This window comes from Pseudomonas sp. St290 (assembly GCF_018325805.1).
In the GTDB taxonomy this organism is placed as follows: Bacteria; Pseudomonadota; Gammaproteobacteria; order Pseudomonadales; family Pseudomonadaceae; genus Aquipseudomonas; species Aquipseudomonas bijieensis.
Genome location: NZ_AP014703.1, coordinates 6,467,432 through 6,491,049, shown reverse-complemented (window position 1 = coordinate 6,491,049; position 23,618 = coordinate 6,467,432). Strand labels below are relative to the sequence as shown.

The window sequence follows — 23,618 nt, the reverse complement described above, 5'->3', positions numbered from 1 at the left end:
CTCCCGCTGGAGGGCGAAGCCCTCCCAGAGTATCTGCGGGCCATGGTCCGGAACTTTGGGGGCTACTTCGTAGCCCAGCGGGAGCAAGCTCCCTCGCCACGTGACTATTTGTTTAATGAGAGTTTTCCTTGGCCCACCCCGCCCAACGCCGCTGGTACCCCCTGGTCTTCGCCATCGCCGCGCTGGTCCTGTTGCCCCTGAGCGTCCTGCTGCTGTCCTGGCAGAGCATCGACCAACAGATCTGGTCCCACCTGTGGGACACCCAGATGCCACGTCTGTTGGGCAATACCCTCACATTGATCCTCGGGGTGGGTTTCGGGGTGACGTTACTGGGTGTCAGTCTCGCCTGGCTCACCAGCCTGTGTGAGTTCCCGGGGCGACGTTGGCTCGACTGGGCCTTGATGCTGCCGTTCGCGATTCCGGCCTACGTGTTGGCGTTTGTCTTCGTTGGCCTGCTGGATTTTGCCGGCCCCGTGCAGACGCTGATGCGTGAATGGTTCGGCAGCGGCCTGCGCCTGCCCCGGGTGCGCTCCACCGGCGGGGTGATCCTGGTACTGGTGCTGGTCTTTTACCCTTATGTCTATCTGCTGGCGCGAAGTGCCTTCCTGGCCCAGGGCAAGGGGTTGATGGAAGCTGCCCGGGTGCTCGGGCAGTCGCCGTGGCAGGCGTTCTGGCGCGTGGCGTTGCCGATGGCCCGGCCGGCTATCGGTGCGGGCGTGGCGCTGGCGCTGATGGAAACCCTGGCGGATTTCGGCGCGGTATCGGTCTTCAACTTCGACACCTTCACCACCGCCATCTACAAGACCTGGTACGGCTTCTTCAGCCTCTCCAGCGCCGCCCAACTGGCCAGCCTGTTGTTGCTGGCAGTGATGCTGGTGCTCTACGGTGAACGCCGGGCCCGCGGTGCCCACCGAGCCAGTAACGAGCGGCCCCGGGTCAAGGCTCTGTACACGTTGCGCGGCCTCAAGGCCGTGGCAGCCAGCAGTTGGTGCTTCCTGGTCTTTGCCTGTGCATTTGTCATTCCGGTGGTGCAGTTGGTGGTGTGGTTCTGGCAGCGCGGTCGCTTTGACCTGGACGAGCGTTATGCCGGGCTGATCCTTCACACCCTCTACCTGGGAGGCCTGGCCGCCCTGATCACCGTTTGCGTCGCCTTGTTGCTGGCGTTCGCCCGGCGGCTCGCGCCGACCCGCCCCATTCGTGCTGGCGTCGGCCTGGCGAACCTGGGCTATGCCTTGCCCGGTTCGGTGCTGGCGGTGTCGATCATGCTTGCATTCAGCTTTCTGGACCGTGAGCTGGTCATCCCGCTGTCGACCTGGTTCGGCGGTGCAGGCAAGCCGTTGTTGCTGGGCAGCCTGTCGGCACTGTTGCTGGCGTATCTGGTGCGCTTCCTGGCCGTGGCCTACGGACCGTTGGAGAGCAGCCTGGCGCGAATTCGCCCGTCCTTGCCCGAAGCGGCACGCAGCCTTGGGGTCAGTGGGCCACGACTGTTTTTCAAAGTGTATCTGCCGTTGCTGTTGCCCGGCACCTTGAGCGCGGCGTTGCTGGTGTTCGTCGACGTGCTCAAGGAAATGCCCGCGACCCTGCTGATGCGCCCGTTCGGCTGGGACACGCTGGCGGTGCGGATCTTCGAAATGACCAGCGAAGGGGAGTGGGCCCGGGCCGCGCTGCCGGCGCTGACCCTGGTGTTGGTTGGGTTATTGCCGGTCATCGGATTGATACGACGTTCGGCCCATCGAAACAGCTAGGTGCCAGTCCTACCTCATGCGGCTACAATGCGCGGCATTCGGTGCGGTCCGTCTGTCGGACCGGGCAACTGAGAGCGTCAGAAAACTCCTTTTTTCAGGCGTTCGCGCTACGCAGTGCCCGTCCGCACCTTCGCCAAGCCCGGAAGGAGAAACCCATGGGACAGCGTACGCCTCTGTATGACCTTCATCTCGCCCTCGGCGCGAAGATGGTCGATTTTGGCGGTTGGGATATGCCTTTGCACTACGGCTCGCAAGTCGAAGAACACCATCAGGTGCGTCGCGACTGCGGTGTGTTCGATGTCTCCCACATGACCGTGATCGATGTCGCAGGCGTCCAGGCCAAGGCCTGGCTCCAGCGTTTGCTGGCCAATGACGTCGATCGTTTGCAGGACGCAGGAAGTGCCCTGTACAGCGCGATGCTCAACGAGCGCGGCGGCATCGTCGACGACATGATCGTCTACCGTGTCGAAGACGGTTATCGGCTGGTCTTCAACGCCTCGACCCGCGATCAGGACCTGGCCTGGATGCAGGCACAGCTCGGTGACTACGATGTGCAGCTGCATGAGCGACCCGAACTGGCGATGCTGGCGATCCAGGGCCCCCAGGCCCGGCAGAAGATCGCTGAACTGGTGACGCAACAGCGTGGGCAAATCATCCAGCAACTCAAGCCTTTCGAAGGTCGCGCCGACGGCGAATGGTTCATTGCCCGGACCGGCTACACCGGCGAGGATGGCCTGGAAATCGTCCTGCCTGCCCAGGAGGCGCCGAGTTTCTTCAACGACCTGGTAGGTGCCGGCATTTCGCCCATCGGCCTCGGCGCCCGCGATACCTTGCGCCTGGAGGCCGGCATGAACCTCTACGGCCAGGACATCCACCAGGATGTTTCACCGTTGGCCTCGAACATGGCCTGGAGTATCGCCTGGGAACCGGCGAACCGTCAGTTCATCGGGCGCAGTGCGCTGGAAACCGAGCTTGCCAGCGGCGTGCAGCACAAACTGGTCGGGCTGGTGCTGGAAGAACGCGGCGTTTTACGCGCCCATCAGGTGGTTCGCATCGCCAATGTTGGCGAAGGGGAGATCACCAGTGGTAGTTTTTCTCCTACGCTTAGCAAGTCGATCGCCCTGGCACGTGTTCCGATGGCTACCGCCGACCGTGCCGAGGTAGAAATTCGCGGCAAGTGGTATCCGGTACGGGTGGTCAAGCCGACCTTCGTCCGCCATGGCAAAACCCTGATCTAACCTTTTGCGGCGGGCCGCTGGCCGCTGACACTTCTCTTGAGGACACAGAGTATGAGTTTTATCCCTACCGATTTGCATTTTGCCGAAAGCCATGAGTGGGCACGCCTGGAAGCTGACGGTAGCGTCACCGTGGGCATCAGCGATCATGCGCAGGAAGCCTTGGGCGATGTGGTATTTGTCGAGTTGCCCGAGGTTGGTAAGGTGTTTTCCGCAAATGACCAGGCCGGTGTGGTTGAGTCGGTCAAGGCCGCTTCCGATATCTATTCCCCGATTGCAGGTGAAGTGATCGCGGTCAACGAGGAGTTGGGCGGTTCGCCGGAACTGCTGAACTCCGAGCCGTACAGCGCCTGGATCTTCAAGCTCAAGCCAGAGAACAAGGCCGACCTGGACAAGTTGCTCGACGCGGCCGGCTATAAGTCCGCTATCGGCGAATAACCCGGATCTAATGTGGGAGCGGGCTTGCTCGCGAAAGCGGTGTGTCAGGTTCAGTATTGTTGACTGATACGCCGCTTTCGCGAGCAAGCCCGCTCCCACAGGATATTGGGGGCAGCCTTGGGATGTTCACCGGGCAAAAAAATGCCGCTCATCGAGCGGCATTTTTTATGGGCTGGGAATCAGTCCTGGGCGACGGCGTTTTTCGCCAGGATCGCGTTGGCCAGCTCCATGTCGGTGGCTTGCAGGCCTGGGTTGTCGGCACGAACTTTTTGCATCGCCGCTTCCAGGTAGGGGCCACGAATACCGCCATCACTGGCAACGAAGCTACCGGCATCGTCCTGGGCAGCGACGATCAGCTTGTGATCCTTGAAGGTCAGGTAGGTGGATCCGGTGGTCGCGCCGGATGAGATGACGTTACGCCAAAACGTGTCGGCCATTGCCGAGCCAACAGGAAGAGACAGCAAGGCTAGGGTAGCGACAGCAAGTTTGAGACGCATGATAGGTGACTCCACTGGGTTAACTATGACTTTGGATTACCTGCGCCTCTATTCAGTTCCATGACTTGTCAGTCAGCCCGTTCCACCTGCAGCACCGCGCCTTCCTGTGCCACTACCCTGACCCGCGTGCCAACGGCCGACTCGGGCCCCTTGGCCAGCCAGACACTGTCGGCCACCTTGATCTTGCCACGGCCATCGACAATCGCTTCATGAACCGGGAAAACCTTGCCGATCAGCTCCTGGCCGCGCAGGTTCAGGTGCGGCTGGTCGCTTTGGCGCACAGCGCTGCGCTGGCGCTGCCACCAGTACAGTGCTGTCGCGATAGCGAACAGGCCGAACAACAGGAACTGCATCTCCCACGACATCTGCGGCAGGATGAACGTGAGCACGCCGACCGCGGCGGCGGCCATGCCGATCCACAGCAAGTAGCCGCCGGCGCCGAACACTTCAAGGATCAGCAGGATGACGCCCAGCGCCAGCCAGTCCCAATACGACATGTGTTGCAGAAACTCCCACATAGGCGCGCCTCAGGCTTTCTTGCTGTCGAAGGTGGCCCTGACGATCTCGCCGATGCCGCCGACCGCACCGATGACCTGGCTGGCTTCCAGCGGCATCAGAATCACCTTGCTGTTGTTGGCCGAAGCCAGCTTGCCCAGCGCATCGATGTATTTCTGCGCGACGAAATAGTTCACGGCCTGGACGTTGCCGTCGGCAATCGCCTGAGACACCACCTGGGTGGCCAGTGCTTCGGCCTGTGCCTGGCGCTCGCGGGCCTCGGATTCCAGGAACGCGGCCTGGCGGCTGCCCTCGGCCTCGAGGATTTGCGCCTGCTTCTTGCCTTCGGCGGTGAGAATCGCCGACGCTCGCAGGCCCTCGGCTTCGAGGATCTGGGCACGCTTGATACGTTCGGCTTTCATCTGCCCCGACATGGCGGCCATCAGGTCGGCCGGTGGGCTGATGTCCTTGATCTCGATCCGGGTGATCTTGATGCCCCATGGCGCCGTGGCTTCATCGACGGTGCGCAGCAGTTTTTCGTTGATACCGTCACGCTGGCTCAGCATCGCGTCCAGCTCCATGGACCCCAGCACGGTACGGATGTTGGTTTGCAACAGGTTGCGGATGGCGTGTTCGAGGTTGTTGACCTCGTAGGCCGCCTGGGCCGTATTGACCACCTGGAAGAAGCACACGGCGTCGATCTGCACTGTGGCGTTGTCGGCGGTAATGACTTCCTGGGGCGGGATGTCCAGTACGCTTTCCATGACATTGATCTTGCGCCCGATGCGATCCATCACCGGGATGATGATGTTCAGGCCGGGCTTGAGCGTGTTGGTGTAGCGCCCGAACCGCTCGACAGTCCATTGGTAGCCCTGGGGCACGACCTTGAAACCCATGAACAGGATGGCGACCACGAGGCCGATGAAAAGTAGAAGTACGCTACCGATCTGCATGACGGTTCCCTGTGCGAATTGAGTTGGACCTGTGAGCCCTGAGTGTAGGGCAAGCGGCCACTATCTTCCCTATGTGGGAGCAACGCTTGCTCGCGATGCAGGCGCCTTGCTTCCCAGGGAGACCGCGTTATCTTCATCGCGGGCAAGCCTTGCTCCCACAGCGGGGATAAATCCCCTCGCCACAGGTGCTGCCACAACTACTTCTGCTCGCTCTGTGGCGTAACCCGCAGCACTTCCTCGACTGTGGTCAAGCCAGCCGCCACCTTTTGTGCCCCCGACAAGCGCAGGCTGCGCATGCCTTCCTTGAAGGCCTGGCGGCGCACCGCCAACAGGTCGGTGTCGGGGTGGATCAAGGCCTTGACGCTGTCGGTCAGTTGCATGATTTCGTAGACGCCGGCGCGGCCGCGGTAACCGGTGTCGCGGCATTCCAGGCAACCGACGGCTTGTTGGGCATTGCTCGGCAGCGGTGCCTGCCAGGGCCGGGTCAGGGTCTGCCAGTCATCTTCATCCAGGGTCAGGGGGGCCTTGCACTGCGGGCATAGGGTGCGCACCAGCCGCTGGGCCATGACCCCGAGCACGGTGGCCTTGATCAGGTAATGGGGCACACCCAGCTCCAGCAGGCGACTGATGGCGCTCGGCGCGTCATTGGTGTGCAGCGTCGACAGCACAAGGTGCCCGGTGAGCGCCGCCTGGATCGCCATTTCAGCGGTCTCCAGGTCGCGGATCTCGCCGATCATGATGATGTCCGGGTCTTGTCGCATCAGCGCTCGCACCCCGGCAGCGAAGCTCAGGTCGATGTTGTGCTGGACCTGCATCTGGTTGAAGGATGCCTCGACCATTTCAATCGGGTCTTCGATGGTGCAGAGGTTCACTTCCGGCGTCGCCAGTTTCTTGAGGGTGGTGTAGAGGGTGGTGGTCTTGCCGGAACCGGTAGGCCCGGTTACCAGGATGATGCCGTTGGGCTGGCGGGTCATGTCCTGCCAGCGGCGCAGGTCGTCGGCGGAGAAACCGAGCTGGTCGAAGTCCTTGAGCAACACTTCCGGGTCGAAGATCCGCATGACCATTTTTTCACCGAACGCCGTGGGCAAGGTCGACAGGCGCAATTCCACTTCGCCGCCGTCCGGGGTCTTGGTCTTGACCCGGCCGTCCTGGGGTTTGCGTTTTTCCGCGACGTTCATCCGCCCCAGGCTCTTGAGGCGGCTGACGATCGCCATCGTGACCTGCGGCGGGAACTGATAGACGGTGTGCAGCACCCCGTCGATGCGAAACCGTACGGTGCCCTGCTCGCGGCGCGGTTCGATGTGGATATCACTGGCGCGCTGCTGGAAGGCGTACTGGAACAGCCAGTCGACGATATTGACGATGTGGGCGTCATTGGCGTCCGGCTCCTGGTCGCTGGCACCCAGGTTGAGCAACTGTTCGAAATTGCTCAGGTTGCTCGGCTGCTGGTCGACCGTGGTGGCGCCGCTGACCGATTTGGCCAGGCGATAGAACTCCACGCTCAAGCGCTGGATGTCCACCGGGTTGGCGACCACCCGCTTGATCGGCAGCTTGAGCACGTGGGTCAGGTCGGCTTCCCAACTGCTGACGTAAGGTTGTGCGCTGGCGACGGTGACGGCGTCACGATCGACCGCCACCGCGAGGATCTTGTGACGCTGGGCAAAGGCATAGGACATCAAGGGCGTCACGGCCGCGACGTTGATTTTCAACGGGTCGATGCGCATGTAGGGCTGGCCGGCCTGCTGGGACAACCATAGGGTCAGGCTCTCCAGGTCCAGGCGCTTGCCGGGGCGGCTGAGGTCGTCCAGGTGCTGGTTGGCGATGAACTCCAGGGGATGCAACTGGGCATTGGCGCTGTGGCGTCGGCGGGCGTTAAGCGCGGTTTCGGCTGAATCCTGGCTGATGAAGCCCTGGGCGACCAGTTGGCGCAGCAGATCGTTGAGGTCCAGCCAGCGGTCCTGAGTGGCGTGTTTGGTGGACATGCGGGTTCCTATTGGACAATTGCAGCAAAGCCGCGATACAGACGCTTCGGCGTCCTCGCTCGGTGTGCAAAAGAATAGTCCCGACCCTATGGACCGTTGGGCCACTACCCGACCAATGCGTTGCGAAATCTTGCCCGTGGAGGTTCATCCCGCTGCTTGGGCCGGCCCAACCCGTGCAATATCAGCATCTTGCAGGTCCACCGAGCAGACGCTGATCAAGTTACGTAATTTTTCCGCGATGACTTGGGCACGGTGCCAGCTCAGCCCGTCCATGACGATGTCCAGCGACAGCAGATCGTCGAGGCGCTCGACATGAACCTGCTGCGGCGTCAGGCCCTGCAAGGCAAACAGGTTCAACGCCCGGCACAGTAAGTCCGGCTCGGCTTCGGCCAGCAGTTGGTACCGCGCCCGGCAATGGGTATTGGCGGCGTGCCAGGCATCGGCGCGGGTCGGGGCAAGGGCAACGGCTTCGAGTGGGGGCATGTTCGGTCTCCTTGGGGGCGGGAGAAATATTTACATGCGTCGTGGGGTATTTCTTATCTAAGATGCGTGAAATTGGCGGTGTTTCGAATTGCCTGATTCTCTAAATCAATCATTGTGGGTTTGATTATGCATAGTGAGTTGGACGCCTACGACCGCAGGATACTGGCACTGCTGCAAGAAGATGCCTCGCTGTCCAGTGCGCAGATCGCCGAGCAGGTGGGTTTGTCGCAATCGCCGTGCTGGCGGCGGATCCAGCGGATGAAGGAGGAGGGCATCATTCGTGGTCAGGTGACGCTGCTGGATCGCAAGAAAATCGGCCTCAATACGCAGATCTTCGCCGAAATCAAACTCAACGCCCATGGACGTTCGAATTTCACCGAGTTCACCGAGGCGATTCGCGGCTTTCCCGAGGTGCTGGAGTGTTACGTGCTGATGGGCTCGGTGGATTTCCTGCTGCGCATCGTCACGGCGGATATCGAGGCCTATGAGCGATTCTTTTTCGAGAAGCTGTCGATGGTGCCGGGGATCCAGGAGGTGAACTCGATCGTGGCGCTGTCGGAGATCAAGTCGACGACGAGTTTGCCGGTGGTGCGCTGAGCTGTCCTGCGGTGTCTGTGCTGGCCACATCGCGAGCAGGCTCGCTCCCACAATGGATCTTCGGCAAATAGAGATCCCATGTGGGAGCGAGCCTGCTCGCGATGGCGATGTTACAGACGCAGCAAAGTCTTCCAAGCCCGATTCTGATAAACCGCAATCGCCTGTTGCTTGCGTGCATCCAGCGTTTCGTCGGTGATCGGCTGGTTGGCCAGTTGCGCCAGTTTGTTCAACTCGCCGTAGAGGCGGTCCATTTCCGGGATCTCCAGCACATGACGGGCGTGGTGGAGCCAGGCCTGGATGCGTTCGATGCGCGGCAGTTGCTCGGCGAGGTCTTCCGGCTGCTGCTGATAGCGTTGCAATTGCAGGGACGAGGACTCTTCGCCCAGCAGGCGCGACAGCCAACTGCCCAGTTGCGCCGCGCCCTGGCGATTGCCACGGGTGTTGCGCTCGGCGGCCCAACTGCGAGCCAGCAGCCAGCGTGAGGTGTTGAGGGAAAACAGGCCCCAGCGCGGGTCTTGCAGCTCTTCGAGGAACTGTTCCGGCGCGGCCTTGCGCACGTCTTCATCATCCAGGCCGGCCTGGACCAGCGGGCGCCAGTCTTCCAGCAACGCGTCCAGGGCCAGGCGCAAGTCGTGGGTCGATTGGCGCGGCGCGGCCTGGCCGAGGCTGCTGAGCAGGGCGCGCAGTTCGGCGAGGTTTTCCACCCAGTCCTGCAACAGGCGCCAGTGGCCGTTGAAGCGGTATTGCTCGGCCAGGCGCTGGCTGCTGCCGAGCAAATGCCAGCTCAGCGCGGCGAAGGCGTCGTCCAGCGGCGTTTCGGCGGTCAGTTGCGGGGCCGGCAGGCTCAGGGCATAGCTGCCTGCGTCATACAGGCGATAGCCACGCTCGGCCTTGCTGATGTCGCAAGGCATCAACGGCAGGGTCGCGGCCAGTTCGGCTGCCAGTTCCAGCAGGGCGGCGGGTTCGCCTTCGCGCAGCTCCAGCTCCAGCTCGCAGATCTCTTCCTTCTGCTTGCCGACCACGACATGGCCCAGGTCCAGGGCGGCTTCGATGACCACCTTGCTTTTGCCACGGCCCCAGGCGATTTCAGCGCGTTCGCGAACGAAATCGGTGGTGAAGATGGCCTTGAGGGTTTTCTTGTCCAGTTCGGTCAAGGCCTCGGGCCAGCATTCGCCGTCGAGCTTCTTCAGGTCGAGCTTGGCCTTGGGCAGGTGCCAGTCGTACTCATTGCGCTCGGACAGGCCGGCGACGCTCTGGCCGCGGGTCTTGAGGGTCTGGATCACGTCTTCGCCGTCGCGACGCAAGCGCAGGGCGACCTTGGCCCGGGCCAGGTCACGCTCTGGCGTGTCGAAATACTGGTTCATCAGTTCGTGGCGTTCCCAGCCACTCTTGTTGCGTTTTTTCAGCAGCGGATGCTCGCGCAAGGCTGCCAGGGTCTCGCGGCTGACGCGGAGTTTGATTTCGGTTTCTTTCTGCATGGCCGGAAAATCCAGGGATCGGGTGTGCAGCCGGGGGAAGGTGTGGCTGCCAAGGTCGTGCAGTGTACAGGACTCGTCCACCCTAGGTGCTGCGGCGGTTTATTCCTTGCGCCAGATGGTTCTATGATGGACATCAATCTGTAAGCCCGGAGTCAGCGATGCCTTTGCCGTCCATGAAAGATCAATTCGCTGCCCTGATCGCCGCGCCTTCGGTCAGTTGTACCCAGCCTGGGCTCGACCAGTCCAACAGCACCGTGATCGAGCTGTTGGCAGGCTGGCTCACGGAGCTTGGGTTCTCCTGCGATATCCAGCAGGTCAGCCCGGGCAAGTTCAACCTGTTGGCCAGTTTCGGCAGCGGTCCCGGCGGCCTGGTGCTGGCGGGTCACAGTGACACCGTGCCGTTCGACGCCGCGCTTTGGCAGACCGACCCGTTGAAGCTCACCGAGGTCGATGGCCGTTGGGTCGGCCTGGGCAGTTGTGACATGAAGGGTTTTTTCGCCCTGGTCATTGAAGCGGTCAAGCCGCTGCTGGACCAACCGTTCAAGCAACCGCTGCTGATCCTCGCCACCTGCGACGAAGAAAGCTCCATGGCCGGCGCCCGGGCCCTGGCCGATGCCGGACGACCACTGGGGCGCGCGGCGGTGATTGGTGAACCGACCGGCCTGCGGCCGATTCGCCTGCACAAAGGCGTGATGATGGAGCGCATCGATATTCTTGGGCGCAGCGGTCATTCCTCCGACCCGAGCCTGGGCCACAGCGCGCTGGAAGCCATGCACGATGCCATGGGCGAACTGCGTGGCCTGCGCCTGCAATGGCAGCGTGAATTCCGTAACCCGCAGTTCACCGTACCGCAGCCGACCCTGAACTTCGGCTGCATCCACGGCGGCGACAATCCCAACCGGATTTGCGGGCAGTGCTCCATGGAATTCGACCTGCGGCCCTTGCCCGGCATGGACCCGCAAGTGTTGCGTGCGGCGATCCAGCAGAAGCTCGACCCCATCGCCGAGCGCCATAAGGTCAAGATCGACTACGCCCCGCTGTTCCCCGAAGTGCCGCCGTTCGAGCAGGTCGAGGACTGCGAACTGGTACGGGTGGCCGAGCGACTCACCGGCCATCGAGCCGAAGCAGTGGCGTTCGGCACCGAAGCGCCTTATCTTCAGCGCCTTGGCTGCGAAACCCTGGTACTCGGTCCCGGCGATATCGCCTGTGCCCACCAACCGGGCGAGTACCTTGAAATGTCACGTTTGCTACCTACCGTACAGCTGTTGCGGCAGTTGATCGGTCATTACTGTCTGACGCCGGCCACGGCCGGTTAAATTGCCCCCTTGCGGGCCCGTATTCATCACATGAGGAGAGCGCGCGTGTCGCCAAGCCTGTTCCGACGATAACCACCAGCCCGTTGTGCGTTCTGTTTCGTCTTTTTTTGGCTGTTATTTATTACAGGTCCAGGTTCATGCCCGAATACGTCAATTGGCTTCGTCACGCTTCGCCCTACATCAACGCCCACCGCGATTGCACCTTCATCGTCATGCTGCCCGGCGACGGGGTGGAACACCCTAACTTCGGCAATATCGTCCATGACCTGGTGCTGCTGCACAGCCTCGGCGTGCGCCTGGTGCTGGTCCACGGTTCGCGCCCGCAGATCGAGGCCCGCCTCGCTGCACGGGGGCTGACGCCCCATTATCACCACGGCATGCGCATCACCGATGCCGCCACACTGGAATGCGTGATCGATGCGGTCGGCCAACTGCGCATCGCTATCGAGGCACGCCTGTCCATGGACATGGCGTCCTCGCCCATGCAGGGCTCGCGGCTGCGGGTCGCCAGCGGCAACCTGGTCACCGCACGTCCCATTGGTGTGCTCGAAGGCGTGGATTATCACCACACCGGTGAAGTGCGTCGGGTCGATCGCAAGGGCATCAATCGCCTTTTGGACGAACGCTCCATCGTGCTGCTGTCGCCGTTGGGATATTCACCCACCGGGGAGATCTTCAACCTCGCCTGCGAAGACGTCGCCACCCGGGCGGCCATCGACCTGGCGGCCGACAAGCTGCTGCTGTTCGGGGCCGAGCAGGGGCTTATCGGTGAGGACGGGCGGCTGGTTCGCGAATTGCGTCCGCAACAGGTTCCGGGCCATATGCAGCGCCTGGGCAGCGACTATCAGGCCGAACTGCTGGATGCGGCGGCCCAGGCCTGTCGTGGCGGTGTCGCGCGCAGCCATATCGTCAGTTATGCCGAGGACGGTGCGCTGCTGGCTGAGCTGTTCACCCGCGATGGCAGCGGCACGCTGGTGGCCCAGGAGCAATTCGAAGTGGTACGCGAAGCGGCCATTGAGGATGTCGGCGGGCTGCTGGACCTGATCAGCCCGCTGGAAGAGCAGGGGATCCTGGTGCGTCGCTCCCGCGAAGTGCTGGAGCGCGAGATCGAACAGTTCAGCGTGGTCGAACGCGAAGGCATGATCATCGCCTGTGCGGCGCTGTACCAGATCGCCGATTCGGATGCCGGGGAGCTGGCCTGCCTGGCAGTGAACCCGGAGTACCGCCACGGTGGCCGGGGCGATGAGCTGCTGGAACGGATCGAAACCCGGGCCCGCGCCCAAGGGCTCAAGACGCTGTTCGTACTGACGACCCGGACTGCCCACTGGTTCCGCGAACGCGGTTTCGAGCCCAGCAGCGTCGACCGTCTGCCGGCCGCGCGGGCGTCGCTCTACAACTATCAGCGTAATTCGAAGATCTTCGAAAAAGCGCTCTGAGCGACCCGTCTAAAAACCCGTGCTGCCGCGGTCTTCTTGATTTCAGACAATGAGCGACTAGTCTGGGAGGGCTCAAGATCGCGGCATGTACGAGCGTTGGTACGCCTGACCACCGTTGCGACGAAACACGCTTCAGGATTCCTCAACGGCGCCGATAAGCCTTGTCTCGGCTTGATGACGCTTTGATGGCAACCATATGTCGAAAAGAGCTGAAAACTGTTGAAACAATTCTTTTTGGAATTATAGAGAATCCATTATCCTGCGGACCGGTGTAGTGGGGGTTAGACCATAGTCGTACTCACAAATGGTTACGATTGACTTGTCAGTCACGGTCTGGCGCTAATCGCGCATCCGCGGAATCCGGGCGTTCGATCCGGAACCAAAGACACACAAGAATTAGAAAACGAGAGGAGCGAAGCATGAAGAAGTCCACCTTGGCCCTGGCTGTGGCCGTTGGGGTTTTGGCGCAGCAGGCAGGCGCCGCTGGTTTTATCGAAGACAGCAAAGCGTCTGTCAGTTCCCGCACCCTTTACTTTGATAACGATAACCGCGAAGGCGGCAATGACCAGCGTGAGACGGCCACTGGCCTGAAGTTCGACTACAAGTCCGGCTTCACTCAAGGTGTTGTTGGTTTCGGTATCGATGCCCAGGCACTGGTCGGTATCCACCTCGATGGCGGCAAAGGCCATCACCCGGATAACAACTCCTTCGTTCCAAGCGATTCAGATGGCTCTGCCGTACACAACTGGAGCCGTCTGTCTGGCAACGTGAAGGCGCTTTTCTCCAAGACCGAAGCCCACCTGGGTGGTGCCCTGGCGCCTAACCTGCCGATCCTGGTCGCCAGCGACGGTCGTCTGCTGCCGCAAACCTTCGAAGGTGGCACCATCACCTCCAAGGACCTGGACAACGTGACGTTCAACGCCGGTCAGCTGGAACACGCCGTGGGCCGTGCGGGCAGCAACAGCACAGGCTTGGCAGTGGCCGGTGGTACTGAGGACAGCAACCAGTTCCGTTATGCCGGTGCCGACTGGAAGGTCACCAAGGACCTGACGCTGCAGTACTACTACGCCAACCTGCAGGATTACTACAAGCAGCACTTCCTGGGCGCAGTACATGTTTTCCCGATCAGCGAAGGCCAGTCCTTCAAGACTGACCTGCGTTACTTCGACAGCAGCTCGGATGGCCGCAACGGCGATGCGGGCTATCGCTTCAACAACAACGGTGGCTATGCCAAGAACCCAGGCGAGGTCGATAACAAGACCTGGAGCGCCATGTTCACTTACACCCTGGGTGGCAGCGCGTTCCTGTTGGGTCACCAACAAGTCGGTGATGATGGTGGCTTCGTCTACCTGAACCAGGGCAGCCTGCTCAATGACGCCGGTCGTAACGAAGGCGCGGGTGGTTCCAGCTTCTACCTGTTCACCGACAGCATGATCAACGCGTTTGTCCGTGCCGGTGAAAACACCACCTTCGGTCAATACTCCTACGACTTCACGGCTTTGGGTGCCCCAGGCCTGAAGGCTTCGATTGCCTACCTGCACGGTGATGACATCAAGTCGGCTACCGGCGGCAGCGACTCGTCCGAGTGGGAACGTGACATGCGCCTGGACTACGTCGTCCAGCAAGGCCCTCTGAAAGGCTTCGGCACCACCCTGCGTCACGGTACATACCGTGGCAGCAGCACCGGTATTGCCGACCAGGATCAGACCCGCCTGATCTTCAACTACACTTACAACTTCATGTAAGACGTAGCGAAGTAAAAAAAGCCCCGCCCGGCAGCACGCCGGGCGGGGCTTTTGCGTTTTTGGCTCAACGAGCCGGAGCTCGCTTTATACCTTGGACTCCAGCGCGTCCTTACGCAGAATGAATGCGCTGAACGCTAGAAAATCATCCAGATGTCCGGTGATGATCGCGACCATGATCGGCAGTTGCAGGGCTTGGTAGTCATGCACGGCGATATTCCTGAAACCCACCATGTTCTTCAGGTTTTTCACCAGACCCTCTTGCATCCAGCCCCCTTGGAAAAGCAACTCGAATGTATCGCGGGCACTTTGCGGGACACCCAGTCGTTCACGGCGAATCAAATGCTGTCCCATATCCAGTGCCGCTTCACACGCACGCTGAATGTTCAGGACTGCCGAATCCTGGCGAGTGAAGTCGGTGGCAAACGTAGCGGGATCCTTCTCGTATTCCTCCCGTACCCTGGCGACGCAACGTTCGATACTGGCGGCTTTATTGATCAGTACGTCATCGGCCATACACGCTGCCTTCTTCCTGAATATCCTTGAGCAATCCCGCCCGAGCTTCATCGAGAGCGGTTTTTTCGCTGAGAATGAAACACTCGAACAATCCCGCCTGTACGTCTCTGGCCCAGAGTCTCTGGCCTCGGGTCACGATCTGGTATTGCATGACGGTCGTTGCCGCGCGTAGATCGATCAGATCCACCGGACTGCCGGCGATATCCGCCAAATCACCTGAAAGTTGCCATAACGACACAGGATCAACTTCGCCGGACAAGAGCACAGCCAAATCGACATCACTGTCAGGCCCAGCGGTGCCCTGTGCATGGCTACCGAACAGGTAAACCGCCAGCAGTCCAGGGAGATGGTTTTGCAGATGAGTCAGCAAGGCTTGAGTGTTCATCCTGCCTATCCTAGCCGCTCGTCCTGAAATCGCCTCAATAATTTCCGTAGTGTGGGTACAAAACAAAAAAAGCCCCGCCCGGCAACACGCCGGGCGGGGCTTTTACGTTTTCGAGTCGGGCCCACCCCTGTAGCCTTCCTCGAAACTTCTCCTCTTTCAGCAACTCGAGGCCTTCTCGAAACCTCGGAATCGATCTTGGGCCGGTATGCGGAATGGTGCCAGTGAACAGTTTTTTATATTCACTAAAGATCTAGATAAATGGATATTTATTCTTTTTAAAGCAATCAAAACCGGTGCAAAGTTGGGCTCACAACAACCTCATCCAGGAGCCGCACCATGAGCCTCAGACTTGGCGACATCGCCCCCGACTTCGAACAGGATTCCAGCGCCGGCAAGATTCGCTTCCACGAATGGCTCGGCGACAGCTGGGGTGTGCTGTTTTCCCACCCGGCGGACTTCACGCCGGTATGCACCACCGAGCTGGGCCTGACCGCCAAGCTCAAGGACGAATTCGCCCAGCGCGGGGTCAAGGCCATTGCTCTTTCGGTGGACCCGGTGGACTCGCACCACAAGTGGATCGAGGACATTAACGAGACCCAGAACGCCGTGGTCAATTTTCCGATCCTGGCTGATGCCGACCGCAAGGTATCGGACCTGTACGACTTGATCCACCCCAACGCCAGCGACACCTTGACCGTGCGTTCACTGTTCGTGATCGATCCGAACAAGAAGATTCGTCTGACCATCACCTACCCGGCCAGTACCGGGCGCAATTTCAACGAAATCCTGCGAGTGATCGATTCCCTGCAACTGACCGATAACTACAAAGTCGCCACCCCGGCCAACTGGCAGGACGGTGATGAAGTGGTGATCGTGCCGTCGCTCAAGGATGAAGAGGAACTCAAGCAGCGCTTTCCCAAGGGCTACCGCGCCGTGAAGCCCTACCTGCGCCTCACCCCGCAGCCCAATCGCTGACGCAAAACCTGGACCTGTGGGAGCGGGCCTGCTCGCGATAGTGGTCTATCAGTCGACATCGCTGCTGGCAGATCCGACGCCATCGCGAGCAGGCTCGCTCCCACAAAGGGATTTCTGTGCACCAAGGGTTTTGGCCGTTCCGACGGCCTTTTTTAATGCCTTGAATAAGGCAATTTATATATCTCTATATCGAATAACCAAATGAATAAATATGATTTAAAGATATATTAATCCCCTGTTATGGTTTGACCCATGCAGCGAGATCGCCCGCCGCGAATCGCACGTGACAGTTAAGGAATGGTAGGCATGTTGGTCGTCTCACTTGGTGGCAGTCCCAGCCAACGCTCCCGCTCCGGGGTGCTGCTGGAGCGCTCGCAACGCTGGTTGCAGCAGCAAGGTGTGGAGGTTGTGAGCTATCAGGTGCGCGATTTCCCGGCCGAAGATCTGCTTCATGCCCGTTTCGATAGCCCGAAGGTGGTCGATCTGCTCCAGCAAATCGAAAATGCCGACGGCCTGTTGATCGCCACGCCGGTGTACAAGGCGTCTTTTTCCGGTGCGCTGAAGACCGTGCTGGACTTGCTGCCTGAGCGCGCCCTGGCCCATAAAGTGGTGTTGCCGATGGCAACCGGCGGCAGCATCGCCCACATGCTGGCGGTGGATTACGCCCTCAAGCCAGTGTTGTCGGCGCTCAAGGCCCAGGAAATGCTCCACGGGATCTTTGCCGAAGACAGCCAGATCGCTTATGGCGAAGGCAGCGCCCAGGCGCAGTTGGCGCCGGCCCTGCAACAGCGCCTGGACGAAGCGCTGGAACAGTTTTTCAGCGCCATGGCCCGTCGGCCCAGGCCGCTGGACCCCAGTGTATTGAACGAACGTTTGTTGAGTGCTCGCTGGAGCATTTGAACCCGGAACACCACTGATTCACTCACCTTACTCAGCCGCCAACGGCCAAGCAGGTGCAGCCAAAACCCCACAGCAAAAAGGAGAGGCGCCATGCGCACTGTCATTTTGCGTCGCGGGCTGGTCGCTCTGTTTGCTGCGGCTGTGTCCCTCGGCGTCATCACCCAAGCCCAAGCCGAAACCTTGCGGATCGGTTATCAGAAGTACGGCACCCTGGTGCTGCTCAAGGCCAAGGGCTCATTGGAAAAACGTCTCGCCGCCCAAGGCGTGGATGTGCAATGGACTGAATTCCCCGGCGGTCCGCAGCTGCTGGAAGGCTTGAACGTCGGTTCCATCGACTTCGGCGTGACCGGTGAAACCCCGCCGGTATTTGCCCAAGCCGCAGGCGCTGATCTGCTCTACGTCGCCTACGAACCGCCAGCGCCTACCAGCGAGGCGATCCTGGTGCCCAAGGGGTCGGAGATCCAGTCGGTGCAAGACCTCAAGGGCAAGAAAGTCGCGTTGAACAAAGGCTCCAACGTCCACTACCTGTTAGTGCGGGCGCTGGAGGATGCCGGCCTCAAGTATTCCGACATCCAGACCGTTTTCCTGCCGCCGGCCGACGCCCGCGCCGCATTCGAACGTGGCAGCGTGGACGCCTGGGTGATCTGGGATCCGTACCAGGCTGCCGCTGAACAACAGTTGCAGGCACGCACCCTGCGTGATGGCAAAGGCATCGTCGATAACCACCAGTTCTATCTCGCCACCAAACCCTATGCGCAAAAAAATCCCCAGGTCATCACGACGCTGGTGGAAGAAGTGCGCGCAGTGGGGGAGTGGTCCAAGGCCAACCCTGAAGACGTGACCAAGCAGGTATCGCCACTGCTCGGCCTACCGGCGGACATCACCCTGACGTCGGTGAAACGCCAAGGCTATGGGGCGTTGTTCCTCACGCCGGAAGTGGTGGCGGCGCAGCAGAAAATCGCCGACAGCTTCTACCAGCTCAAATTGATTCCCAAGCCCTTGAGCATCAAGGACGTGATCTGGACGCCGCCGGCGGCCGTTGCGAAAGCGCAGTAATTCGATTCCTTAGGAGACCACTCCATGAGCCTCAATATTTTCTGGTTCCTGCCTACCCACGGCGACGGCCATTACCTTGGCACCGCTGAAGGCGCCCGCGCCGTCGATCACGGCTACCTGCAGCAGGTCGCCCAGGCGGCGGATCGACTGGGTTTCGGCGGCGTGCTGATTCCCACCGGGCGTTCCTGCGAGGATTCCTGGCTGGTGGCCGCTTCGTTGATTCCGGTGACCCAGCGCCTGAAGTTCCTCGTTGCCCTGCGCCCCGGGATCATTTCCCCGACGGTGGCGGCGCGCCAGGCCGCGACCCTCGACCGGCTGTCCGGCGGACGTGCGCTGTTCAACCTGGTGACTGGCGGCGACCCGGACGAACTGGCTGGCGACGGCTTGTTCCTGGACCACGAGCAACGCTACCAGGCGTCAGTGGAATTCACCCGCATCTGGCGCCGGGTGCTGGAAGGCGAGACTGTGGATTATGACGGTGAGCACATCAGCGTGAAGGGCGCCAAGCTGCTCTATCCGCCGATCCAGCAACCGCGTCCGCCGTTGTATTTCGGCGGTTCGTCGGAAGCTGCCCAGGACCTGGCCGCCGAACAGGTGGAAATGGTGCTGACCTGGGGCGAGCCACCCGCAGCCGTCGCGCAAAAGATCGAACAAGTGCGGGCCAAGGCCGCGAAGCTCGGCCGTACCGTACGCTTCGGCATCCGTCTGCATGTGATCGTGCGGGAAACCAACGCCGAAGCCTGGCAAGCGGCCGACCGGCTGATCTCTCACCTGGACGACGACACCATCGCCCGCGCCCAGGCCTCCCTGGCGCGCTTCGATTCGGTGGGCCAGCAACGCATGGCCGCCTTGCATGGTGGCAGTCGCGACAAGCTGGAAGTCAGTCCCAACCTCTGGGCCGGTGTCGGCCTGGTGCGCGGCGGTGCCGGAACGGCGTTGGTGGGTGATGGCCCGACCGTGGCGGCGCGGGTCAAGGAATACGCCGACCTTGGCATCGATACCTTCATCTTCTCCGGTTATCCACACCTGGAAGAGTCCTATCGCGTGGCGGAACTGTTGTTCCCGCACCTGGACGTGGAGCGCCCGGAGTTGCCGAAGAGCCAGGGCTATGTGAGCCCGTTCGGTGAAATGGTCGCCAACGATATTCTTCCCAAAGCCGCGTCCCAGAGCTGAGGCGGCCATGAAGAAAATTATCCACAATCTCGCGCCCTGGGCGGTGCCGCTGCTATTGCTGGCGGTTTGGCAACTGTCGGTGTCGGCGGGTTGGTTATCCACGCGGATCCTGCCGGCACCCGTGGCGGTGATCGAAGCTGGGGTGAACCTGGTGCGCAGTGGCGAAATCTGGACGCACCTGGCCATCAGCGGCTGGCGGGCCGCGGTCGGTTTCCTGATTGGCGGCGGCATCGGCCTTACCCTGGGCTTTATCACCGGCTTGTCGAAATGGGGCGAACGCTTGCTGGACAGCTCCGTGCAAATGGTCCGGAACGTCCCGCACCTGGCGCTGATTCCGCTGGTGATCCTGTGGTTCGGCATCGATGAGTCGGCGAAGATTTTCCTGGTGGCCCTGGGCACGCTGTTTCCCATCTACCTCAACACCTATCACGGGATTCGCAACGTCGATCCGGCGCTGGTGGAAATGTCCCGCAGCTATGGCTTGTCCGGCTTCAGCCTGTTTCGCCAAGTGATCCTGCCGGGCGCCTTGCCTTCGATCCTGGTGGGCGTGCGGTTTGCGCTGGGCTTCATGTGGCTGACGCTGATCGTGGCGGAAACCATCTCGGCCAGTTCCGGAATTGGTTATCTGGCGATGAATGCCCGGGAGTTCCTGCAGACCGATGTGGTGGTGCTGGCGATTCTCCTGTACGCCGTGCTGGGCAAATTGGCCGATCTTGCCGCCCGCGGGCTTGAGCGGGTCTGGTTGCGCTGGCATCCGGCGTATCAAGTGAACAAGGGAGGTGCCGTATGACCGCCCAACAACCTCCGCGCCTGCTGCGAGGCATTCCGCTGGCTGTGCGCAAGCTGCAAAAAACCTTCGGCTCGCGCCAAGTGCTGAGGGACATCGACCTGCATATCCCGGCCGGGCAGTTCGTGGCCGTGGTTGGTCGCAGTGGCTGTGGCAAAAGTACTTTGCTGCGCTTGCTGGCCGGCCTCGATCAACCCACCGACGGCCAATTGCTGGCGGGTTCGGCACCGTTGAGTGCCGCGCAACAGGACACGCGGTTGATGTTCCAGGAAGCGCGATTGCTGCCCTGGAAAAAAATCATCGATAACGTCGGCCTCGGGCTAAAGGGCAACTGGCGTCCCCAAGCGTTGCAAGCACTGGAGGCGGTGGGCTTGGCCGACCGCGCCCATGAGTGGCCGGCGGCGCTTTCCGGCGGACAGAAACAGCGGGTGGCCCTGGCCCGTGCGCTGATTCATCAGCCACGCCTGTTGCTGCTCGACGAGCCCTTGGGGGCGCTGGACGCCCTGACCCGTATCGAAATGCAGCAACTGATCGAAAATCTCTGGCAGCAGCATGGCTTCACCGTGTTGCTGGTGACCCACGACGTCAGCGAGGCGGTGGCGATTGCCGACCGGGTGATCCTGATCGAGGACGGCCAGATCGGCCTCGACCTGGCTATCGACCTGCCACGCCCACGGGTTCGCGGCTCTCATCGCCTGGCGAGCCTGGAAACCGAAGTCCTCAACCGAGTGCTGTCCTTGCCCGGCCAACCGCCGGAACCCGAACCCGTTTCACCCTTGCCCACGCAACTGCGTTGGGCGCAATAACTTCATCCAGACAGGAATCGACACCATGACTATCAAAGCCATCAACGTACGCAACCAGTTCAAAGGCACCATCAAGGAAATCGTCGAAGGCGACGTGCTGTCGGAAATCGATGTGCAGACCGCTTCGGGCATCGTCACTTCGGTCATCACCACACGCTCGGTCAAAGAGCTGGAGCTGGCGATCGGCAGCGAAGTGATCGCCTTCGTCAAATCCACCGAGGTGTCTATCGCCAAGTTGTGAGCGATGCTCCACCCACAGCCCCGGACGGCGTGAGCCCTTCGGGGCTTTTTCGTTCCCGCGCTCTGGGTGGGAACGATCAATCAGGGCGCTTGGGCAAATACGGTGGCAGATAAAGCCCCAGGTACGCATCGAACACCCGCATGCCTTCTTCGGCCATGCGCGGGGTGATCTGGCCGTGTTGTTGTACCGAGCGCGCATAGACACGGTCGCCCAGCTCCATGGCCAGGGCGAACACGTCGACGTCGCCGGGCAGGCTTGGCAGCTCGAAATGGTGGTCGAAAACCTTATGCATCAGGGCGCCCAGTTCGAGGTCATGCTGACGGTCGGCCTGGGTGACTTCGGTCAGGCCATGCTGGGTCAGGATCAATTGGCGGGCGGCGGCGTCCTGGCTGTAGATGGTCAGCATGCGCTGCTCCACCAGCCGTGACAGGTCGTGCCAGTGGTTCAACGCGGCGTGGTCGATCGGTGCTTGCAGGCAGGCGCGAAAGGCAGCGTGGACGTCGGCGGTCAGGGCTTCGAGCAGGGCCGGGACGCTGGCGAAGAAGTGGTACACGGAAGAGGGCGGGATCCCGGCGCGCTCGGCGACGCTGTAGATCGACAGGCTGGCCACGCCTTCGGCGGCAAGCAGCGCACGGGCGGCATCCAGAATGGTGTCGATCCGGGCCTGGCTGCGTGCGCGGGGTTTGCGGGGTGTGGCGATGCGTGTCATGAAGCTCTCCTGCGGGGCTGCCGGGCATTGTACGAGTCGATTTCTGTGTTGTCTGCCGAGCCCTCATCGCGGGCAAGCCTTGCTCCCATAGAGCAATACATTGTGAATCAGGTCAAATGATCACAAAGAACCCCTGTGGGAGCTGAGCTTGCTCGCGATCCGCCGAAGGCGGCCATTCACCCAAATACATAAAAAAACGCCGCAGGCCATAAGGCCTGCGGCGTTTCTTTTTACCGCAACCGCTTACACGGTATGCAGGTACCAGTTGTACTCAAGGTCGGAGATGGAGTGTTCGAACTCCTCCAGCTCACTCTCCTTGCAGGCCACGAAGATATCGATGTATTTCGGGTCGATGTACTTGGCCATGACTTCGCTGTCGTCCAGCTCGCGCAGGGCATCGCGCAAGTTGTTCGGCAGGCTTTGCTCGTTCTGCTCGTAGCTGTTGCCTTCCACCGGCGCACCGGGCTCGATCTTGTTGACCAGGCCGTGATGCACGCCCGCCAACACGGAGGCCATCAGCAGGTACGGGTTGGCGTCGGCGCCGGCAACGCGATGTTCCAGGCGCACGGCATCGGCCGAGCCGGTAGGAACGCGCAAGGCCACGGTGCGGTTGTCCAGGCCCCAGGTCGGCGAGTTCGGCACGTAGAACTGTGCGCCGAAACGACGGTAGGAGTTGACGTTCGGGCAGAGGAAAGCCATCTGCGCGGGCAGGGTCTCGAGCACACCGCCGATCGCGTGACGCAGTGCGGCGTTCTGCTCGGGATCCTCGCTGGCAAAAATATTCTTGCCCTCTTTATCCAGGATCGAAATGTGGACGTGCAGACCATTGCCCGCCTGGCCCGGATACGGCTTGGCCATGAAGGTGGTGTCCATTTCATGGTCGTAGGCGATGTTCTTGATCAGGCGCTTGAGCAGGACCGCGTAGTCGCAGGCCTTGATCGGGTCGGCCACGTGGTGCAGGTTCACTTCGAACTGCGCCGGGGCACTTTCCTTGACGATGGCGTCGGCGGGAATGCCTTGCTCCTTGGCCCCTTCCAGAATGTCCTGAAGGCAATCGACGTATTCGTCGAGGTCATCGATCAGGTAGACCTGTGTCGAGTGCGGGCGTTTGCCGGAGATCGGCGAGCGGGGCGGTTGTGGGCGTCCATTCACGTTCTCCTGGTCGATCAGGTAGAACTCCAGCTCGAATGCGGCGCAGATGGTCAGGCCCAGTTCATCGAACTTGGTCACGACCTGGCGCAGGACTTCACGCGGGTCGGCGAAGAAAGGCTCGCCTTCGAGTTCGTGCATGGTCATCAACAGTTGCGCGGTGGGGCGCTTCTGCCAAGGCTCGTTGCACAGGGTGTCAGGGATTGGATAGCAGATTCGGTCAGCATCGCCGATGTCCAGGCCCAGGCCGGTGCTTTCCACCGTAGAGCCATTGATATCCAGGGCAAATAAGGAGGCCGGCAGGTTGATGCCTTTCTCGTAAACCTTGTGGAGGCTGGTGCGTTCTATGCGCTTGCCGCGCACCACACCATTCATATCCGCAATCAGAAGGTCAACGTACAGAACCTCAGGATGTTCCTTAAGGAACGCGTTCGCTTCGTTAAGCTGAACGGCACGCGGGGGTACCGACATGATGCAACACCTTTGTTGTTAAAAATATCAATCATTGATCTCTTCGAAACCCA

Annotated in this window: 24 protein-coding genes; 14 read left to right on the top strand and 10 right to left on the bottom strand. The window is 61.1% G+C overall.

What is annotated here, in order from left to right; all coding sequences use genetic code 11:
- Positions 1-128: 128 nt before the first annotated feature.
- The 3 genes from PBDP_RS28570 to gcvH all read left to right on the top strand — a co-directional run bounded on the left by PBDP_RS28570 (position 129) and on the right by gcvH (position 3,418).
- Positions 129-1,745, top strand: a complete 1,617-nt coding sequence (locus PBDP_RS28570; protein WP_109752571.1) for an ABC transporter permease — start codon at positions 129-131, stop codon at positions 1,743-1,745.
- A 155-nt stretch (positions 1,746-1,900) separates the two neighbouring features.
- The gene (gcvT, locus tag PBDP_RS28565) at positions 1,901-2,983 is read left to right on the top strand and encodes a glycine cleavage system aminomethyltransferase GcvT (protein ID WP_109752569.1); all 1,083 of its coding nucleotides are present in this window, start codon (positions 1,901-1,903) and stop codon (positions 2,981-2,983) included.
- A gap of 51 nt (positions 2,984-3,034) precedes the next feature.
- Positions 3,035-3,418 (top strand): glycine cleavage system protein GcvH, encoded by a 384-nt coding sequence (gcvH, locus tag PBDP_RS28560; protein ID WP_109752567.1) that lies wholly within the window; start codon positions 3,035-3,037, stop codon positions 3,416-3,418.
- Positions 3,419-3,597: 179 nt separating this feature from the next.
- On the opposite strand, the gene PBDP_RS28555 is transcribed toward gcvH, so the two are convergent.
- The 5 genes from PBDP_RS28555 to PBDP_RS28535 form a co-directional block, all read right to left on the bottom strand.
- A complete protein-coding gene (locus PBDP_RS28555; protein ID WP_170846005.1) occupies positions 3,598-3,918 on the bottom strand; it encodes a DUF2388 domain-containing protein in 321 nt (106 codons plus the stop codon).
- 65 nt (positions 3,919-3,983) lie between these two features.
- Positions 3,984-4,433 carry an NfeD family protein gene (locus PBDP_RS28550; RefSeq protein ID WP_109752565.1) on the bottom strand — a complete coding sequence of 150 codons (450 nt, stop codon included), beginning with the start codon at positions 4,431-4,433 and terminating at the stop codon, positions 3,984-3,986.
- Positions 4,434-4,442: 9 nt separating this feature from the next.
- Positions 4,443-5,363 (bottom strand): SPFH domain-containing protein, encoded by a 921-nt coding sequence (locus PBDP_RS28545; protein WP_014340768.1) that lies wholly within the window; start codon positions 5,361-5,363, stop codon positions 4,443-4,445.
- A gap of 197 nt (positions 5,364-5,560) precedes the next feature.
- Positions 5,561-7,345 (bottom strand): type IV pilus assembly ATPase TfpB, encoded by a 1,785-nt coding sequence (tfpB, locus tag PBDP_RS28540; protein WP_109752563.1) that lies wholly within the window; start codon positions 7,343-7,345, stop codon positions 5,561-5,563.
- Positions 7,346-7,489: 144 nt separating this feature from the next.
- Positions 7,490-7,828 (bottom strand): ACT-like domain-containing protein, encoded by a 339-nt coding sequence (locus PBDP_RS28535; protein ID WP_109752561.1) that lies wholly within the window; start codon positions 7,826-7,828, stop codon positions 7,490-7,492.
- Positions 7,829-7,954: 126 nt separating this feature from the next.
- Here PBDP_RS28535 and PBDP_RS28530 point away from each other — a divergent pair, with 126 nt between their 5' ends.
- Positions 7,955-8,425 carry an Lrp/AsnC family transcriptional regulator gene (locus PBDP_RS28530; protein WP_109752560.1) on the top strand — a complete coding sequence of 157 codons (471 nt, stop codon included), beginning with the start codon at positions 7,955-7,957 and terminating at the stop codon, positions 8,423-8,425.
- 110 nt (positions 8,426-8,535) lie between these two features.
- Here the strand turns inward: PBDP_RS28530 and PBDP_RS28525 are convergent, their stop codons facing one another.
- On the bottom strand, positions 8,536-9,903 hold the full coding sequence (locus PBDP_RS28525) for a CYTH domain-containing protein (RefSeq protein WP_109752558.1): 1,368 nt from the start codon (positions 9,901-9,903) through the stop codon (positions 8,536-8,538).
- Positions 9,904-10,061: 158 nt separating this feature from the next.
- On the opposite strand from PBDP_RS28525, the gene argE reads away from it, so the two are divergent.
- From argE to PBDP_RS28510, 3 genes are all read left to right on the top strand, one after another.
- Positions 10,062-11,219 (top strand): acetylornithine deacetylase, encoded by a 1,158-nt coding sequence (gene argE / locus PBDP_RS28520; protein ID WP_116833704.1) that lies wholly within the window; start codon positions 10,062-10,064, stop codon positions 11,217-11,219.
- A gap of 137 nt (positions 11,220-11,356) precedes the next feature.
- Positions 11,357-12,655, top strand: coding sequence for an amino-acid N-acetyltransferase (gene argA / locus PBDP_RS28515; RefSeq protein ID WP_109752554.1), 1,299 nt, complete (start codon positions 11,357-11,359; stop codon positions 12,653-12,655).
- Between the two features lie 419 nt (positions 12,656-13,074).
- Positions 13,075-14,400: an OprD family outer membrane porin gene (locus PBDP_RS28510; protein ID WP_116833703.1), complete on the top strand. Its 1,326-nt coding sequence runs from the start codon at positions 13,075-13,077 to the stop codon at positions 14,398-14,400.
- Between the two features lie 84 nt (positions 14,401-14,484).
- Here PBDP_RS28510 and hepT read toward each other — a convergent pair whose 3' ends face one another.
- Both hepT and mntA read right to left on the bottom strand, forming a co-directional pair.
- The gene (hepT, locus tag PBDP_RS28505; protein WP_109752550.1) at positions 14,485-14,913 is read right to left on the bottom strand and encodes a type VII toxin-antitoxin system HepT family RNase toxin; all 429 of its coding nucleotides are present in this window, start codon (positions 14,911-14,913) and stop codon (positions 14,485-14,487) included.
- Positions 14,903-15,298, bottom strand: a complete 396-nt coding sequence (gene mntA, locus PBDP_RS28500; RefSeq protein ID WP_109752548.1) for a type VII toxin-antitoxin system MntA family adenylyltransferase antitoxin — start codon at positions 15,296-15,298, stop codon at positions 14,903-14,905. The genes hepT and mntA overlap by 11 nt, the downstream gene beginning before the upstream one ends.
- 336 nt (positions 15,299-15,634) lie before the next feature.
- On the opposite strand from mntA, the gene PBDP_RS28495 reads away from it, so the two are divergent.
- The 7 genes from PBDP_RS28495 (at position 15,635) to PBDP_RS28465 (ending at position 21,236) form a co-directional block, all read left to right on the top strand.
- Positions 15,635-16,273: a peroxiredoxin gene (locus tag PBDP_RS28495; RefSeq protein WP_024617266.1), complete on the top strand. Its 639-nt coding sequence runs from the start codon at positions 15,635-15,637 to the stop codon at positions 16,271-16,273.
- Positions 16,274-16,579: 306 nt separating this feature from the next.
- On the top strand, positions 16,580-17,173 hold the full coding sequence (ssuE, locus tag PBDP_RS28490) for an NADPH-dependent FMN reductase (protein WP_063323891.1): 594 nt from the start codon (positions 16,580-16,582) through the stop codon (positions 17,171-17,173).
- 90 nt (positions 17,174-17,263) lie between these two features.
- Positions 17,264-18,229 carry a sulfonate ABC transporter substrate-binding protein gene (locus PBDP_RS28485; protein ID WP_212801600.1) on the top strand — a complete coding sequence of 322 codons (966 nt, stop codon included), beginning with the start codon at positions 17,264-17,266 and terminating at the stop codon, positions 18,227-18,229.
- Between the two features lie 24 nt (positions 18,230-18,253).
- Positions 18,254-19,402 carry an FMNH2-dependent alkanesulfonate monooxygenase gene (ssuD, locus tag PBDP_RS28480; RefSeq protein ID WP_109752544.1) on the top strand — a complete coding sequence of 383 codons (1,149 nt, stop codon included), beginning with the start codon at positions 18,254-18,256 and terminating at the stop codon, positions 19,400-19,402.
- Between the two features lie 7 nt (positions 19,403-19,409).
- On the top strand, positions 19,410-20,192 hold the full coding sequence (gene ssuC / locus PBDP_RS28475) for an aliphatic sulfonate ABC transporter permease SsuC (RefSeq protein ID WP_212801599.1): 783 nt from the start codon (positions 19,410-19,412) through the stop codon (positions 20,190-20,192).
- Positions 20,189-20,995: an aliphatic sulfonates ABC transporter ATP-binding protein gene (ssuB, locus tag PBDP_RS28470; protein WP_116833702.1), complete on the top strand. Its 807-nt coding sequence runs from the start codon at positions 20,189-20,191 to the stop codon at positions 20,993-20,995. Before ssuC ends, ssuB begins: the two co-directional genes overlap by 4 nt.
- 25 nt (positions 20,996-21,020) lie before the next feature.
- Entirely contained in the window at positions 21,021-21,236 is a 216-nt protein-coding gene (locus PBDP_RS28465; protein ID WP_003177394.1) for a TOBE domain-containing protein, read from the top strand.
- Between the two features lie 76 nt (positions 21,237-21,312).
- On the opposite strand, the gene PBDP_RS28460 is transcribed toward PBDP_RS28465, so the two are convergent.
- Positions 21,313-21,945: a TetR/AcrR family transcriptional regulator gene (locus tag PBDP_RS28460; protein WP_212801598.1), complete on the bottom strand. Its 633-nt coding sequence runs from the start codon at positions 21,943-21,945 to the stop codon at positions 21,313-21,315.
- Positions 21,946-22,188: 243 nt separating this feature from the next.
- On the bottom strand, positions 22,189-23,565 hold the full coding sequence (locus PBDP_RS28455; RefSeq protein WP_109752536.1) for a glutamine synthetase family protein: 1,377 nt from the start codon (positions 23,563-23,565) through the stop codon (positions 22,189-22,191).
- Between the last annotated feature and the right edge of the window lie 53 nt (positions 23,566-23,618).